We start from the raw sequence: 15,685 nt of genomic DNA, 5'->3' as shown, positions 1-15,685 counted from the left end.
GGGTCGGTGCTGTACAAGCAGGAGCGGACGGCCGTGTTCGGGGAGACGTTCGACGTGTACAAGTTCCGGTCGATGGTTCCGGAGGGAGATTCTCCAGTCCCGGTCGACGACGAGGAGAACGAACGTATCACTCGTGCAGGGAGGGTGCTACGCCGGACCCATCTCGATGAGATCCCGCAACTGTGGTCGGTGCTTCGCGGGGATATGAGCGTGGTCGGTCCACGTGCCGTCTGGACCGACGAGGAGCGGCTGTTGGAAAACGAATCGGAGATGTGGCGCAAGCGGTGGTTCGTGAAGCCGGGGCTGACTGGGCTCGCTCAGATTCGTGACGTGAGCAGTCTCGATCCGGAGGCGAAATTGAGGTACGACTTGAAATACGTCGGTGAACAGTCGTTCTGGCTGGATCTGAAGATCGTCACGCGGCAGGTTTGGAAGGTGTTGGTCGACGTGTACGATACCGACCAGAAGAACTGAATCGGACGGTTGAAACAGGCGCGTTTCGATAACTTCGACGAATGCGTATCCTCCGCGTTGCACAGAAGGTCTATCCAGACGTGAAGGGTGGCGGCCCGTATCACGTCCATGCGATGAGTCGTGATCAAGCCGCGATGGGTCACGACGTAACGGTGCTGACTGTTGGTCCCCACAGCGAGGAGACACGCGACGGATATCGTGTTGTCCGTCGACCCTCGACGGCCTCTCCGCTGGGTAACGATATTTCAGCCGGCGTTGCACGGTACCTGTGGAACGCTGTACGATCCGATGAGTACGACGTAGTCCACGCACACTCCCACCTCTATTTCTCTACGAACCTCGCAGCGATCGCGAGCCGACTTTCGGGAGTCCCATTCGCAATAACGAACCACGGGCTATACTCCCAGACTGCACCCGAGTCGGTCTTCGATATGTACCTTCGAACGATCGGACGCTGGACGTTCAATCGAGCCGACGTCGTGTTCTGTTACACCGAGGAGGACCGAAATCGCCTCCGAGAGTTCGGTGTGACGGCGCCGGTCGAGGTCGTACAAAACGGGATCGACACGGAGCGGTTCACGCCTGAAGGGCCTGTCAGTGACCGGGTTCCCGATATCGATGCACCAATTATCCTGTTCGTCGGTCGGTTGGTCGAGGGAAAGCGGCCGACTGATGCTGTCGCGGCGCTCGATCGACTGCGGGACGAGTACCCAAACGCGCAGCTCGTGTTCTGCGGTGAGGGACCTCTCAGGAGCGAACTTGACGCCACAGTTGAAGGCCTCGGTTTGAGAGACGCTGTAACGTTCCTCGGGCACGTATCGTACGATGAGATGCCCTCAGTCTATCGGGGGGCCGATGCACTAATTCTTCCCTCCCGTGCAGAGGGACTGCCGCGAACCGTGTTGGAAGCACTGGCAACGAATATTCCTGCCGTTGTCAGCGATCTCGATCAAATCAAATCCCTCGTCGACGGTGCGGGGCGGACTGTCTCAGTCGGAGATACCGGCGGATTCGCGGACGGCCTCTGGAGCGTTCTAGAAGGTACACCAAACTCACCACAAACAGCTATTACTGATGAATACGACTGGAGAAGAACGGCTGAAAAGACGACAGCTGCACTGAACAGAATCGCTGACTACAATAGTGGAGCGTAGAAGTAACCTTACAGGAACGTGGGACTCTACGAAGCAGTGCGTCGCTCTCGTATATATCGAACTGGAGTTGTGCTCCGACGATGGACACGGAATAGTCTCCTTGTCGCGCTTCTGGTAGATGAACGGTTTCAGCAGGTGATTGTTGGAATAGCGCTACTGGTCAGTATCATCTCAGTATATAGGTCAAATCTAAATGCGAGCATAAAGTTCCTCAGTTTCGTCGCGATGTTTGCTGTGGTCGGAGCACTCGTTTGGTCACTCGCTTCTCCGCACGGTGGCAAAGAGTCTGATACGAGACGTTAACGAGTCCCACCACTGTTCGAGTGTCGGAGCCGCCAGTACACACAACAGGAATGTGAAAGGAATTCGGTGACGGACGGTCGTCCCGAAGTTCGAGTCAATGAGACCGTAGCCGGCGATACCGGTGAAGTACGTTACTACAATCAGTACTAATACCGCTAAGTCACGGTTACATTCCCGTGCGGATCGGTAGGCAGCGACAGTGAGGACAATTAATATCGGGAGCATAACTGTTGCGACTAGATCAAAGAGTGAAGAAATATGGAATGGGAAGGGTGCATACTGGAAGTACAAAGCTCGGACAGGCGTTGCAAGGACGAGTTCGATCCAATTATCGTATCCGATTCCCTCAAGATATGCAGCCCCACCTGACGCTCGAAATGCCCGCCGGCGCTCTATGGAGCTAATCGGTAGCATCGGACCAACGAACAACAGACTGAACACCCCTGACACGATTCCGGTTGCAAATAACGTCCGAACCACGAGGGCACGACGCGTGATCCGCTGTGCGATTCGGACGGCAACACCTGCACCCCCTGCCACCGCGATCACGCCAGCAATTTCTGGACGTAATAGTAACAAACAACCCCAGAGTGGAAGAGCTGGGTATATCACTCTTCGATCGCCATCAAGCATGCGTGCAACGAAGGCGAGCAGGGTGAGCGACAAAAGGACAGAAAGAGAATCCCGCATCGGGATCGTGAGGAACACAAACGGGAGTGGAAGGAATAGAACAGTCACGATTACCCCAGCTGGAGATTCTAATCGTGGATAGAGACGGTTAGCGAGGTCGGCGACCGGGACGGCGATTAAAACGGCACACAGCCCATTTACAACTGAGAGAACCATAGGATCCGGAGCGAAGATGGCGTAAACAATTGATTGGAACGCGGCGAACGAGTTTACCGTTTGGTTCGGAGCTGGTAACGCTCCGTTGAGTATCGTCAGTGCGTGTTGATGGAACTGAGGGATGTCCCAACGGTACGGCAGTCTAGGGAGCACGACTGTACCGAACAACACATGTCCTACGAACGCGACCGTCGCAAGTGCCGCGATCCGCGGACCCTCAGCTCGTTGGGTGACTAGTATCAGAACGACGAGTGAGACACCTGTGGCCGCTACGATCGCGAACAAGACTGTATTCATCCGTCGAACCCTAGGAGTACACCTCGGTCTCTGACGGTACGTTCCCAACGACCATAGACATACACGCTCCAGAGGAACTTCGCGTGATCGGCAACTCCAGCCTCGTGTTCTGCGGCCAGGGAGCGGACTTCGCCGATATCGAGGAACGGCGCACGGATCCCCTCCAATACATCCTCGAACTCATCACGCAGTGAGCCGACGAGCCACTCACCGACGGGCATATCGAATCCCTGCTTCTTTCTCTCCGCGATCCCCGTAGGGAGCCGATCGTCGAAAGCCCGTCGAAGGACACGCTTTCGACCGGTCGCGTTGATTTTGTGATCGATCGGCAACGAGAGAGCATATTCGACAACATTCCGATCTAAAAATGGGACACGCGCTTCGAGGGAGTTATACATTCCTGACAGATCAACCTTGTATAACATCTGATTCGGAAGTCCAAACTGGGTGTCGACAGTCAACATTCGGGTAAACTCGTCACGGTTTGGAACCGTTCGTTCCGCTCGACGATGTGCCGCGGTGAGATCTTCCCATCCGACTTTCTCCGGATCGAGATCGGCGATAGCATCGGACGCTTCCTCATTGACCAATCGGAGCCATTCGAGGTGCCGGTTGACGAGATCCGGATCGCTCCCCCGTCGAAACTTTCGAGCCTGTCGTCCGAGTTCACCAAGACGGGTAGTCCGGTCGATGGGTGCTCTAGATAACAACGCATCGGTAGCACGTTTTGCCGGACCCGGAAGCGCACGATAGTACCGCGATAGATACTCGCCACGGTACTTTGCGTACCCTGCAAACAGTTCGTCAGCGCCGTCACCCGATAGCGCAACGGTCACCTCGCGGGACGTTTCACGAGCAACCACACTCGTCGGTATCAACGACGGGTCTGCGAACGGTTCACCCAGTCGGTCCAAGACCTCGGGAATCGTCTCGCGAACATCGTCGGCCGTAACTGTGTACTCGTTGTGGTCGGTTCCGTGGTACTCCGCGACCTTCCGCGCAGCAGAAGACTCGTCGAACCGATCACGATCGAAACCAACAGTAAACGTCTTGACTGGGTCATCCGACTGGGCCGCCATCGTCCCGACGATAATACTAGAATCGATTCCCCCGGAGAGGAATGCACCCAAGGGGACATCACTCATGAGGCGTCGGTTGACGGCACGATCGATTCGTGACCTGAGGCCGTCGGCTGCGACGTCGAAGGAGACGTTACGAGGCCTTATTGTTGGGCTGTAGTACTGACGGGACTCGACCGACAGTCCCGTCGAGCCCTCTTCGACGACAACTAATTCGCCAGGGGTTACCTTCCGAACGTTATTGAAAGCGGTTCGTGGCGCGGGTTCGAAGCCAAACAGAAAATACGCACCCAAAGCGGTCCGGTCCAGCCCTCCGAGGTCGAGGTCAGTCTCGAACAACGCCGGAAGTTCCGAGGCGAACCCCAACCGGTCACCGTCGCGGGCGACGGCCAACGGCTTAATACCCATTCTGTCCCGCGTGAGTACAAGACGCTCGCGTTCCCTGTCCCAAAGTGCGAACGCGAACATCCCTTCGAGTTGCTCGACGAACGACAGGCCATGTTCCTCGTAAAGGTGGACCAGCACCTCCGTATCGGCGTCGGTCCGAAACGTGTGACCTGAGGAGAGTTCCTCTCGGAGAGTCTCGTGATTGTAGATTTCCCCGTTGAATGCAACACACACGGAGCGATCCTCGTTGAACAAGGGCTGTTGTCCGAATTCCGGATCGATGATCGCGAGTCGTCGGTGCGCGAGGCCGACGGGCCCGTCGACATAGGTCCCGGCTCCATCGGGGCCACGGTGAGCGAGACAGTTGCCCATTTCATCGAGAACCCCTTCGGCTGGAGATCCTTCGGGATCAAATATCCCGGCGATACCGCACATACTGGGTACCCGAGCGCGCCAAGTGAGAAGGTTTCTATCTCGATACAATCCGAACCGGTTTTCATCAGACCACGTAATGCGGGGGAACGAATGACCAGTACCGACGATCGAACGACTGTGTGGTTCCTGATCGGGAGGCTTTCCGTCGGTGGTACCGAGCGGACGCTCGTCGATCTGGCGAACGGTCTCGACCGCGAGCGGTTCGCGCCGAGCATCTGGACTATCACCGACCCGGGTCCGTTGGCCGACGATCTTGATGACGACGTGACGATCCGCCCACTCAGCGCTTCGAATAAACTGGATCCGGGACCCTTCTTCCGATTGAGCAGAGCAGTCCAACGAGAGCGTCCCGCCGTGCTCCAGTCGTTTCTCTACTTCGACAACGTGTTGGCGCGGGTTGTTGGAGTCCTGTCTCCCGAGACGGCTGTTTTCACCGGTGTCCGCGAGGTACCGGATTCAATGCCGCTCCAGCGCGATTTGATTGACCGACTCACACTACCCCTATCGGATCTGATCGTCTCAAATTCCGAAGCCGGTGCAAAGTGGGTAATCGAACGGGGTGCCGACCCGGAAGAGGTATCAGTCGTTCCTAACGGTCGCAAAGTGGATGCGTACGACGTCCCTGAACCCGAGGGCCTTCGGTCGTCGCTCGGACTCGGTACTGGTCCAGTCGTCGGTACGGTCGGTCGGTTGGTCGAACGAAAAGGGCACCACGACCTGCTCAAAGCGTGGCCCAGAGTACTGAACGAACACCCGAACGCCGAACTGGTAATCGTCGGTGGCGGTCCCGAACGCGACCGGTTGGACGACCACACACGGCGGCTCGACATAGCGGAGTCGGTTCACTTCCTGGGGACTCGCGACGACGTGCCGGAGTTGCTCGCGATGTTCGATGTATTCGCGTTCCCCTCTCACTACGAGGGGATGCCCGGAGCGCTACTGGAAGCGATGTGCGCGGAACTTCCGATCGTGACGACTCCCGTAGACGGGTGCTCAGAGTTGATCACCGACGACGAGCACGGTGTTCACGTTCCGCCACAGGATAGCGAGGCACTGGCCCATGCTATCATTACACTGCTGAGTGACGATGAGAAGGCGAGCTTGTTAGGACGTGCCGCGGGCGCACGAGCACATAGCGAGTACAGTGTCGACGCGATGGTCGACAGATTCGAGCGACTATATTTGGAGTCGTCCTGAACTGGTGAGACTGTTATTCAATAGAGATTGGATTACAGTAATTCGTGACCGTTAGTTCTCGATGGACAGCCATTGGTGTTCGGTTAAGACGAGGAAACAGTAGACGGCAGTGAGACAGAGTATACAAAAACGACCATAATTTTCTTCTGAAACTGACGAATAATTCTTCAACGCTTTGCGTAGAGCTGGTGATCAAAAGCGTGGTGCACCAAGTGCACTTCGGTCAGTTTTGGCGAGCTTGTCGAAGTCGAACGATCAACTCGCGCGTTGTGGTACTGCGGTCTTCATCAGTGTCGAAATATGCTGTGAGGATCGCTTCGACGATCTCGGAGCGGCTGGCTCCGAGATCTACGCAGTCCTCAACGAGATCATCGAGATGATGAGCAATCTGCGGCGAGGGTGAAATTCCGAATTTCGGTCGTGTCATCGTTTCTTCTTGCACTCTAGTGCACTCAGTGCACCATAGCTACATTGATCAGAATACGCTTCCACTCAACAGGAGACTCACCCCGATGATTTGCGAAAATGTCGCTCCAGTCTGCTGATTTCCTTAACCGAACACGGATGGATGGACAGCATACGTCACTATAGTAATTATTAATGTTATGTATATTATAACTAAATATCATTACTGAGATGGTGAGTTTACCATCTTATAAACTACCATACTTTTAGAGCCTTATGATAATAGTAATGTAATTATTATTTTATGTTTTATAGTCATTAAAATCGTCGACCATCCGATAATCGGCATCCTTTGCGTGATCTAATACGGCCGAAGCTGTTGCATGCAGGTATTCACGCTGACCACGAATCCCCCACTGAACGGATCTGATGAAACGTGTCAGTGAAAAAAATATAATGAAAATCAAAAGACGAATAGCGGGGAGATTCGTCGTCGCAAATGTTAGCCGATTGCGTGTGTCGTGGTAGTACCGGAACGGGCTTTGTTTGGCCGCCGAGGCACCACCCTCATGGATGATTTTCGACCGAGGATCAATCAGCAACTGCCAGTCCCGCCGTTGAGCCTCCCAAGCTAATTCTTCATCTTCCATTCCAAAAAAATAATTCTCGTTGAGGCCGCCAACCTCATTAATGAACTCGCTCGAGAGAAGTATCATTCCACCACTAATGAATTTTGTTTCATATACAGTGTCAGCGGGGTCCGTACGATGTCTAAGCAGAGTGAGTGTTGGGTAGAATTTCCCTCCCGCAGACCGGATATTTCCTGATTCATCAAGAATGATCCCACCGACAGCTGCGACACGTTCGTGAGTCTCTGCGGTTTGAACGAGCGGCCTCAAAAAATTAGGTTTCACTTGGGCATCATTATTTAATAACAGAACATATTCTGCTCCATGCGAGAGAGCACGGTCTATCGCCGGATTACACCCTGCGGCGAACCCGAGATTCTCCCCGTTGAACACGAACTCATGTTCGGGGAACTCGGCAGCGAGTTGTTCTCCAGATCCATCCGTAGAGCCGTTATCAGCGACGTAAATTTCTGTTTCGGAGTAGGATACATTGGTGAGCGACCGGAGACAAGCCGCCGTATCCTCATAATTGTTCCAGTTCAGAACGACGACCGCAACGGTAGGGGTGTTATCGGATTTCGATAACTCACCACTTTTTGATGGAGCCTTATTATCTGGAGAGGGGTCGTTATTCGTCATATGCCACCTCGGACACCTGTTAGGACCCAAGTATCTTTTTCTATACATTTATTCATAGATTCTCTGTCAGCAATTGATTCCGCCAAGATACGGTATCCGTTCGCTTCTAAAAGGGTGCGAATGCGACTAGACGGAGCATTGAGATGGCCATGTGACTCGACGATTGCGATGCGAGGTGTAATAGACATGTCGCTCAAAATCTCTATTTCCGACCCCTCACAGTCCAATTCAAGTACGTCACATGGAGGAAGTTCTTCCGGAGCGACTGTTTTAGGAGACCCCGCAGCACCACGGAGGTCGATCCGAGTTCCGACGATTGCATGGGTAACGGAGACGCGGTCTGCGACCCCGTTAAGCCTGGCAGTTTCCGAAACGTGATCTACGTACTCTTCTGAGCCCTCAAAGACGTGAACTTCACCGTTTGGACCAACCATCTCTGCGGCGATTGCAGCAGTGACACCCAATCCACCGCCGACGATTACGACACTATCCCCCTCATCAACCCATGTCCGAAGGCTGTTCGCAATTCCTGACTCGTAATGTGGACGATGGGGAGAATCTCGATGTAGGAAGTAACCAATAACAGTGTATGGCAACACAGTTTTGGAGTTGAATACGGCTTTCCGTCGTGGTAGTTTCTCACGAAAATATTTCTGATATATGTTATGAAATTTCATATTATCCTCAGGGGTTGCATGTACACCCTCGTCGGGCGTCGCGTAATAACAGTTTGGGGTTTCAAAAACTCGCTTCCGTCGCTTACCTCACTAATATTGATTATTTAAGTAGATTTGTATTTTTCGTTTATTCCGAACAAACAGAAGTAGACGATCGTGTAGACGGTAGCACCAGCCGCAATCGAAAAAACGATTTCAACTACGGAAGGAGAGGAAATATACCGAACTACGGGGACCATAGCAATGGAAGCTAATAAAGGAATAGTGAAGAGTTCGATGTACTTTTTTCTGCTAATTCTCGTGATGCGCTGCGTTTGGTACAGCCAGAAAGGGATCGTCAACCCAATACCGATAGTGATACTAACGGCTGCCCCGGTAATTCCTAATCGTTCCGTGAGCGGCCAAATGGAAACGACGATCACGAAAGAGCGTATGAAGTTCATTTTAAAATCGAGATCCGGCCGCCCGACCCCCTGAAATACCGCACCACCACTCGCGGAGATGGCTCTAAATAACCCAGCTAAAGCCATGATCTGCATCGGTACGATCGCCGGCATCCAATTGGTTCCCAGTCCGACTCTGATAAAGTCCGGTGTCACTAAATATATCCCAACGGACAGTGGAACTACGATTGTAAAGAGAATTTGAATAGTACGTTCGAAAGCGTTCCTTAGAGCTTCCGTATCTTCCTGTAGCTTCGAGTACGTCGGGAACATGACCTGAGAGACGACGTGAGTAACCTCTGTGGCCGGCGCGTTCGATAGTCGAAACGCCATCTGATAGAGACCGAGTGCGCCAGCCCCAAGTGCCCAGCCGACGAACGTGTCATCTCCAGTAGTAGCGATGAATACGATTACGCCGGTAGCCCATATCCATCGGCCGAACCCGAAGAGTTGATCGAAATGCTCCCGCTTGAACGAAACGGAGGGCCGGTTGTCGTGGAGAACATAGGACATGATCGTGCGAACGGTCTTTCCGGCGACGATGCCAGCCACCAACGCCCAGAGGTTCTGATACAGGAGTCCGACTGACACCGCGAGTGCCACGTCGACTAATCTACCGGATAGAACGTACACGAACTGCTTCCGGAACTCCAGGTCTTTCTTGAAATAAACGATCGATGGGTTCCGAAGTCCCTCTACCAGAACGCCAGCAGCGATAAGTCGGAGAACTGGAGTTACGCGTGGTTCCTGAAAGAACGTCGCGACCAGTGGAGCACTGAATACGAGACCCCCGACGAGTACGAGAGTCTGTACAAGTCTCACCGACCATGTTGTGTCAAGCAGTGCATCGATGTCGGACGAGGTGTGATTGATCAACGCGGGTTCGAGTCCAAGATTGGTGATGCGCTGTCCGATGGCGATACTCAAGGTTGCGAGCCCCACGATCCCGAAAGCCGTCGGAGAGAGAAGTTGCGCAAGAAAGAGTAACTTCCCAATCTGAAGCGCTCTATCGGAGATATTGAGTAGAGTTGCCCAGAACCCACTCTGAATGACTTTTCCCCGGAGAGTCTCAGAGGGAGAAGATATCCATGCATAGACTCGTCGTAAAAGCCCCATCGGTGATATCGTCCACCAAAGTAGCTGCCGGTAATAGTGTCACGATTTGCAGAAGGCGTATTCCGAAATGCTTAGTGGACCTTCGCGATGAGAGATAGTATCCCTGATGTCTGAAGCGGATACAGTCGTATACACAGCAATATACGGTGGATATGATCATCTGATAGAGCCGAGATATCCAGCGGACAACATCGATTACATCTGCTTTACTGACGATCAAACCCTGACTTCCGACGTTTGGGACGTTCGAGTCCCGAATGTCAATCCAGATTTGCCGCCAAACCTGAAGAACAGACGTGTGAAAATCCTCGCTCACGAGTATCTTCCGGAGTACGACTATAGCGTGTACGTCGATGGGAACGTAGGAATCACTGCGTCTCTCCGTCCACTTATCAACAAATACCGAGAAGAGAAGTTCGTAGCGCCGACGCATCCAGTACGAGACTGTGTATACGACGAGGCAGAGGCTTGCCTGAAGTTGAACAAAGGCGATCCAGAATCGATTCGAGCACAGATTGAGGCGTACAGGGACGAAGGATTACCGGAAGAATGGGGGTTAACGGCTAATCGCCTGTTGCTACGTCAGCACACGTCTCCTGATGTAAAACAATTGATGAAGGACTGGTGGAGAGAGCTGGAGACCTATTCTAGCCGAGACCAACTCAGTCTCCCATTCGTACTCTGGAAGCACGATGTCGATGTTACCCTCATGGACAGTGGTCCGGAAACGGACTCGAACAGGTTTGTTCTTCATCGTCACCTACCCGACCAGCAGCCACTCCGTTGGCTCACTAAATGGTGGATACGCGTCAGAAACGACCGGGATGTCAACACAGCATATCTGATCCAGTACTACATCATTCGCGGGCTACAAAAGGCACGACGCGAGGGAGTGTGGTCAACTCTCAACGCACTGGTAAGGGTATTAGGTGTGCAAACACGAGAGCGTTTGCTCGCGGTCGGGGATCGACTGGGCGTCGTCGGTCCGGATTCCATCTACGAAGCAGGGTACTATGAAAAAAGACGCTATGACCCCTTCCGTGCAGAGGCCCGCCACATGGGTCAGGTATTCGATGAAGTGTTCGAACCGAACAGTGTCATAGACTTCGGATGTGCTATCGGAGCGTACTTGGAGCCATTCCACGAGAAGGGTATCAAGATTCACGGCGTTGAGGCCAACTCAAGTGCGTTCGAATACGCGGTCGTCCCCCGGGGAAACCTAACCCAGCACGACCTGCGAGAGCCGTTCAGAACCGAACAGCAGTACGATCTGGTGATCAGTATCGAGGTAGCGGAGCACATCCCCGCTAAATACGCAGACACATACGTTGACACGTTGACAAAGGCCGGTGACACCGTGGTGATGTCCGCTGCTCCGCCAGGACAGGGCGGTACTCACCACGTCAACGAGAAACCTAGGAAATACTGGATAGAAAAAATGAACCAGAGGGGCTTTGAGTACGATTCGGACGCCGTAGCATCGGTACGCACTCGCGCGAACACAGATGTGTTCTCTCATGTGCCGGAGAACATCATGGTATTCCAAAGCCAGTAATCTACTTCGTGATCTGGTTCACTCGGAGAACCATACGATTTAATCTACTACCGACGGGCCTTCGTGTGATGGAACCTCCAGCGACTAATCCTCCGAGGACAAAACGATGATCGACGACGTCGTAACCCGCGACCTCCAAGTCAACGCCGACGAACGCGGCCACCTCGTCGAGGTATTCCGCGAGGACTGGGACATGTACGACCCCGACCCCGCGATGTCGTACTACTCCCTCTCGTACCCGGGCGTCATCCGCGCGTGGCACCGACACACCCGCGGCCAAGTAGACCACTTCATCTGCCCGCAGGGCAGGATCAAGGTCGGCATCTACGACGACCGGGACGACTCCCCCACCCAGGGCGAAGTGAACACGTTCGTCATCGGCGAGCACAATCAGCAAGCGATCCGGATCCCGGGTGACTGCTGGCACGGGTTCAAGGTCGTCGGCAACGAACAGGCGCTCCTGATCAACTTCCCGACGAACCTCTACGACTACGAAGACCCCGACGAGGAGCGCCTTCCGCCGGACACGGACGAAATCCCTATGGACTGGGACGAGCAGCCCCACTAACGATGAAGGGACTCGTACTCGCCGGCGGGACCGGCTCCCGGCTCCGACCGATCACGCACACCGGGCCGAAGCAGCTCGTCCCCGTCGCCAACAAGCCGGTGCTCCAGTACGGTATCGAGGACCTCCGCGACGCGGGCATCACCGACATCGGGGTCGTCCTCGGCGAGAAGGGGAGAGACGAGATACAGGCGTTCCTCGGCGACGGCTCCGAGTTCGGCGTCGACGTCACGTACATCATCCAGGGCGAGCCCCTGGGGCTCGCGCACGCCGCCGGGTGCGCGCGGGAGTTCGTCGGCGACGACGACTTCGTGATGTACCTCGGCGACAACATCCTCAAGCGGGGGATCGAGGAACTCGTCGCCGACTACGAAGCCGGCGACTACGCGGCCGGGATCGCCCTCCAGCACGTCGACCGACCCGAACAGTTCGGGATCGCCGACGTGGACGACGAGGGAACCGTCCGCCGGCTGATCGAGAAGCCGGACGACCCGCCGAGCGACCTCGCGCTCATCGGGGTGTACGTCTTTTCGCCCGAGATCTTCGATGCGATCGATGACCTCGAACCGTCCTGGCGCGGGGAGCTGGAGATCACCGACGCGATCCAGGCGCTCCTCGATTCGGGCCGGCCCATCGACTCCCACGTGGTCGAGGGGTGGTGGAAGGACACCGGCAAGCCCGAGGACATCCTCGACGCGAACCGCCTCGTGCTGGACGAGCAGCCCGACGGCCGCCGCGGGACCGTCGAACCGGGGGCGGACGTCCGCGGCAACGTCGACCTGGCCGAGGGCGCGACGATACGCGAGGGCGCTGTCGTCCGTGGTCCGGTCGCCATCGGACCCGAAACCTTGATCGAGGACGGTACGTACGTCGGCCCCTACACATCGATAGGGGAGGACTGCCGCCTCGACGGCGTCCACATCGAGAGCAGCGTCGTGGTCGGCGAGTCGACCGTCGCCACCACGGGCCGTATCGTCGACTCGCTGCTCGGCCGTGGCGCGACCGTCGGCAGTTCGGCGGACCTGCTCCCCGAGGGACGGCGGATGGTCGTCGGCGAGAACTCGCAGCTCAAGCTCTGACGATGCGCATCGAAACGATCACCTGTCCCGACTGTGGTACCGTCCTGGCGGCGAACGTCCTGGAGTCCGAGCGCGTGTTGAAGTGTCCGGGACTGGAGTGCGAGGCCGTTCACCGGTTCGCGGACCTCCCCGAGGAGGTTCAGCGACACTACGAGACGAACGCGGACAGCTACCGCATGGACTGAGTCAGCGCGGTGAGGTCCTCCCGAACCGTGGGTCGTCGCGCGTCGAGGAGTGATTCGGCGCGAGCGGTGTCGAGACACGTGTAAGATGGCCGGGCCGCCGCCCGGTCGACGTCGGCCATCGACCCTTCGTCGATCAGTTCCCGGTCGTGACCCCGAAGTTCGGCGAACTGCTGTCCGAACTCGTAGGGCGTGACACACGAGCGGGACGCGAGGTGGACGAGCCCGGACGCCTCCCGGTCGACGAGGTCGAACGTTGCCCCTGCGATGTCCCCGGCTCTCGACGGCGTTATCCACTGGTCGGTGAACAGCGGGATCCGGTTCCCGGCAGCGAGTTCGCCGTCCACCCAGGCCGGGAACCCGGCGAGTGCGCCCGTGTCCCCGCGGCACCCGTACACGAAGGAGAGCCGTGGAACGAGCGCTGTCGGATCGGCCTCCACGACCGCGCGTTCGCCGGCGAGTTTGGACTCGCCGTACACCTGGATCGGGTTCGGCTCGGCGTCCTCGCCGTATCGATCGCGCTGCTGCCCGTCGAACACGTAGTCCGTCGAGTAGTGGACGAACCGGAAGTCGAGATCGGACGACAGCTCCGCGATCCGTTCGGGAGCGTCCGCGTTGACGGCGTGGGCCTCCTCCGACGCGGACTCACACCCGTCGACGTCGGTCATCGCCGCGCAATTCACGACGAGATCGGGGTCGACTGTCCGGATCACGTCCCGGAGTCCGGCTTCGTCCCGGAGGTCGAGTTCGAACGAGGGCAGATCGAACTCTGGCGGGCGGGAGTGATACGTCATCGAGACGGAGTGTGAACGGTCGACGGCGGCGGCGACCACCGAACTGCCGAGGAGTCCGTTGCCCCCGACAACGAGCACGTGCATGCCGACACCTTCCGAGCGCAAAGTAAATCAGTACCGGGAGGGACGTTCGCGTATGCGAATTCTCGTTACTGGGGGTGCCGGGTTCATCGGGTCGAATTACGTTCGATACGTCCTCGAATCGACCGACGCAGAGGTCACGACCCTCGATGCGCTCACATACGCCGGCGACCGGTCGAACCTTGAGGGAGTGAGTGAGGAGCGCCACGAGTTCGTGGAGGGGGACATCACCGACCGCGAGCTGGTCGACGACCTCGTTGCCGAGTCCGACGTCGTTGTCAACTTCGCCGCGGAATCCCACGTCGACCGCTCCATCTCCGGGGCTCGGCCGTTCGTCGAGAGCAACGTCGCCGGGACACAGACCCTGCTCGACGCCGCGGCCGAACACGGCGTCGAACGATTCGTCCAGATATCGACCGACGAGGTGTACGGCGAGGTACTCGACGGGAAGTTTACCGAGTCCGACTGTCTGAATCCGCGAAACCCTTACGCCGCGACGAAGGCGGCCGCGGATCACCTCGCCCGCTCGTATCACGAGACGCACGACGTGCCGGTCGTGATCACCCGCTCGTCGAACAACTTCGGACCGAGACAGCACGAGGAAAAGCTGATCCCGAAGCTCATCCGCCGGGCGACTGCTGGGAAATCACTCCCGATCTACGGCGACGGGTCGAACGTGCGAGAGTGGACGTACGTCACCGACAACTGTCGGGCGGTCGAACAGGTCCGGACAGAGGGAGCAGTCGGCGAGGTGTACAACATCGGGAGCGGTGAGGAGCGGACGAACACGGAAGTGGCGGAGCAGATCGTTGAACTGGTCGGCGCGGACGAGTCCCTCATCGAATTCGTCGAGGACCGACCCGGTCACGACCAGCGATACGCGCTCGACTCCTCGAAGGTGAGGGAACTGGGATGGGAACCCGAGTTCACGTTCGAGGAGGGACTGGAACGGACGGTCGAACACTACTCGGGAGGGGAGTGAGTTCGACAGTCATGCCGTAGGCTCGCCGTCACCTCCCTCGTGTTCGTCTTCCTCCAGCCGACATTCCGGACCGCCATCATCGACTCAGGCGTGGCACTGACATATCGAGTCGCTGCTCGGGAGGTCCACGCCACTCACAACCACGCGGGCACGGTGCTCAGCTACTACACTGGGACGATAGAAGCGGTCAGCGGCGTGCGGACGTGGTTTCTCGTCCTGCCGTTCCTCGTCGCCGCGGCGCTGGTCGAGATGTACCTCGTGCCCGTGCTCGCGCTCCCGACGTTCCTCTTCGCCCGCGGGCTCGCCGACGTCACGCGGTCGTTCGCGAGCCAGTACGTCACCGACCGCATCGAGACGGTCGGCCGG

General features: G+C 56.6%; 14 protein-coding genes and 1 pseudogene. 9 read left to right on the top strand and 6 right to left on the bottom strand.

Annotation, left to right across the window (positions count from 1 at the left end; all coding sequences use genetic code 11):
- Nucleotides 1–474: sugar transferase (locus tag ACQUQ1_RS20605; protein WP_435066130.1), on the top strand; the 474-nt coding region annotated here is incomplete at its 5' end.
- Between the two features lie 41 nt (nt 475–515).
- On the top strand, nt 516–1,628 hold the full coding sequence (locus ACQUQ1_RS20600) for a glycosyltransferase family 4 protein (RefSeq protein WP_435066129.1): 1,113 nt from the start codon (nt 516–518) through the stop codon (nt 1,626–1,628).
- A gap of 255 nt (nt 1,629–1,883) precedes the next feature.
- Here the strand turns inward: ACQUQ1_RS20600 and ACQUQ1_RS20595 are convergent, their stop codons facing one another.
- Both ACQUQ1_RS20595 and asnB read right to left on the bottom strand, forming a co-directional pair.
- Nucleotides 1,884–2,777 (bottom strand): hypothetical protein, encoded by an 894-nt coding sequence (locus ACQUQ1_RS20595; RefSeq protein WP_435066128.1) that lies wholly within the window; start codon nt 2,775–2,777, stop codon nt 1,884–1,886.
- Nucleotides 2,778–3,070: 293 nt separating this feature from the next.
- Complete coding sequence (asnB, locus tag ACQUQ1_RS20590) at nt 3,071–4,975, bottom strand: asparagine synthase (glutamine-hydrolyzing) (protein ID WP_435066127.1); 1,905 nt, start codon at nt 4,973–4,975, stop codon at nt 3,071–3,073.
- A gap of 90 nt (nt 4,976–5,065) precedes the next feature.
- Between asnB and ACQUQ1_RS20585 the strand changes: the two genes are divergently transcribed.
- Nucleotides 5,066–6,172 (top strand): glycosyltransferase, encoded by a 1,107-nt coding sequence (locus tag ACQUQ1_RS20585; protein ID WP_435066126.1) that lies wholly within the window; start codon nt 5,066–5,068, stop codon nt 6,170–6,172.
- A 223-nt stretch (nt 6,173–6,395) separates the two neighbouring features.
- On the opposite strand, the gene ACQUQ1_RS20580 is transcribed toward ACQUQ1_RS20585, so the two are convergent.
- From ACQUQ1_RS20580 to ACQUQ1_RS20570, 3 genes are all read right to left on the bottom strand, one after another.
- Complete coding sequence (locus tag ACQUQ1_RS20580; RefSeq protein ID WP_435066125.1) at nt 6,396–6,614, bottom strand: hypothetical protein; 219 nt, start codon at nt 6,612–6,614, stop codon at nt 6,396–6,398.
- A 265-nt stretch (nt 6,615–6,879) separates the two neighbouring features.
- The gene (locus ACQUQ1_RS20575; RefSeq protein ID WP_435066124.1) at nt 6,880–7,845 is read right to left on the bottom strand and encodes a glycosyltransferase family 2 protein; all 966 of its coding nucleotides are present in this window, start codon (nt 7,843–7,845) and stop codon (nt 6,880–6,882) included.
- A 781-nt stretch (nt 7,846–8,626) separates the two neighbouring features.
- Nucleotides 8,627–10,081 (bottom strand): lipopolysaccharide biosynthesis protein, encoded by a 1,455-nt coding sequence (locus ACQUQ1_RS20570; protein WP_435066123.1) that lies wholly within the window; start codon nt 10,079–10,081, stop codon nt 8,627–8,629.
- 106 nt (nt 10,082–10,187) lie between these two features.
- Here ACQUQ1_RS20570 and ACQUQ1_RS20565 point away from each other — a divergent pair, with 106 nt between their 5' ends.
- From ACQUQ1_RS20565 to ACQUQ1_RS20550, 4 genes are all read left to right on the top strand, one after another.
- Entirely contained in the window at nt 10,188–11,636 is a 1,449-nt protein-coding gene (locus tag ACQUQ1_RS20565; protein WP_435066122.1) for a glycosyltransferase domain-containing protein, read from the top strand.
- Nucleotides 11,637–11,742: 106 nt separating this feature from the next.
- Complete coding sequence (locus ACQUQ1_RS20560; protein WP_435066121.1) at nt 11,743–12,204, top strand: dTDP-4-dehydrorhamnose 3,5-epimerase family protein; 462 nt, start codon at nt 11,743–11,745, stop codon at nt 12,202–12,204.
- 2 nt (nt 12,205–12,206) lie between these two features.
- Nucleotides 12,207–13,280: a glucose-1-phosphate thymidylyltransferase gene (locus ACQUQ1_RS20555; RefSeq protein WP_435066120.1), complete on the top strand. Its 1,074-nt coding sequence runs from the start codon at nt 12,207–12,209 to the stop codon at nt 13,278–13,280.
- 2 nt (nt 13,281–13,282) lie between these two features.
- Nucleotides 13,283–13,465 carry a hypothetical protein gene (locus ACQUQ1_RS20550; RefSeq protein ID WP_435066119.1) on the top strand — a complete coding sequence of 61 codons (183 nt, stop codon included), beginning with the start codon at nt 13,283–13,285 and terminating at the stop codon, nt 13,463–13,465.
- Here ACQUQ1_RS20550 and rfbD read toward each other — a convergent pair.
- Nucleotides 13,450–14,340: a dTDP-4-dehydrorhamnose reductase gene (gene rfbD, locus ACQUQ1_RS20545; protein ID WP_435066118.1), complete on the bottom strand. Its 891-nt coding sequence runs from the start codon at nt 14,338–14,340 to the stop codon at nt 13,450–13,452. The genes ACQUQ1_RS20550 and rfbD overlap by 16 nt on opposite strands.
- 52 nt (nt 14,341–14,392) lie before the next feature.
- Between rfbD and rfbB the strand changes: the two genes are divergently transcribed.
- Nucleotides 14,393–15,319, top strand: coding sequence for a dTDP-glucose 4,6-dehydratase (gene rfbB / locus ACQUQ1_RS20540; RefSeq protein WP_435066117.1), 927 nt, complete (start codon nt 14,393–14,395; stop codon nt 15,317–15,319).
- Nucleotides 15,320–15,343: 24 nt separating this feature from the next.
- Nucleotides 15,344–15,685 (top strand): annotated as a pseudogene (locus tag ACQUQ1_RS20535) (MFS transporter); the annotation flags it as partial.

The organism is Halobaculum sp. EA56 (genome assembly GCF_051195075.1).
In the GTDB taxonomy this organism is placed as follows: domain Archaea; phylum Halobacteriota; class Halobacteria; order Halobacteriales; family Haloferacaceae; genus Halobaculum.
Note: the sequence above shows the minus strand (reverse complement) of the source record. Positions and strands in the feature narration are given on the sequence as shown.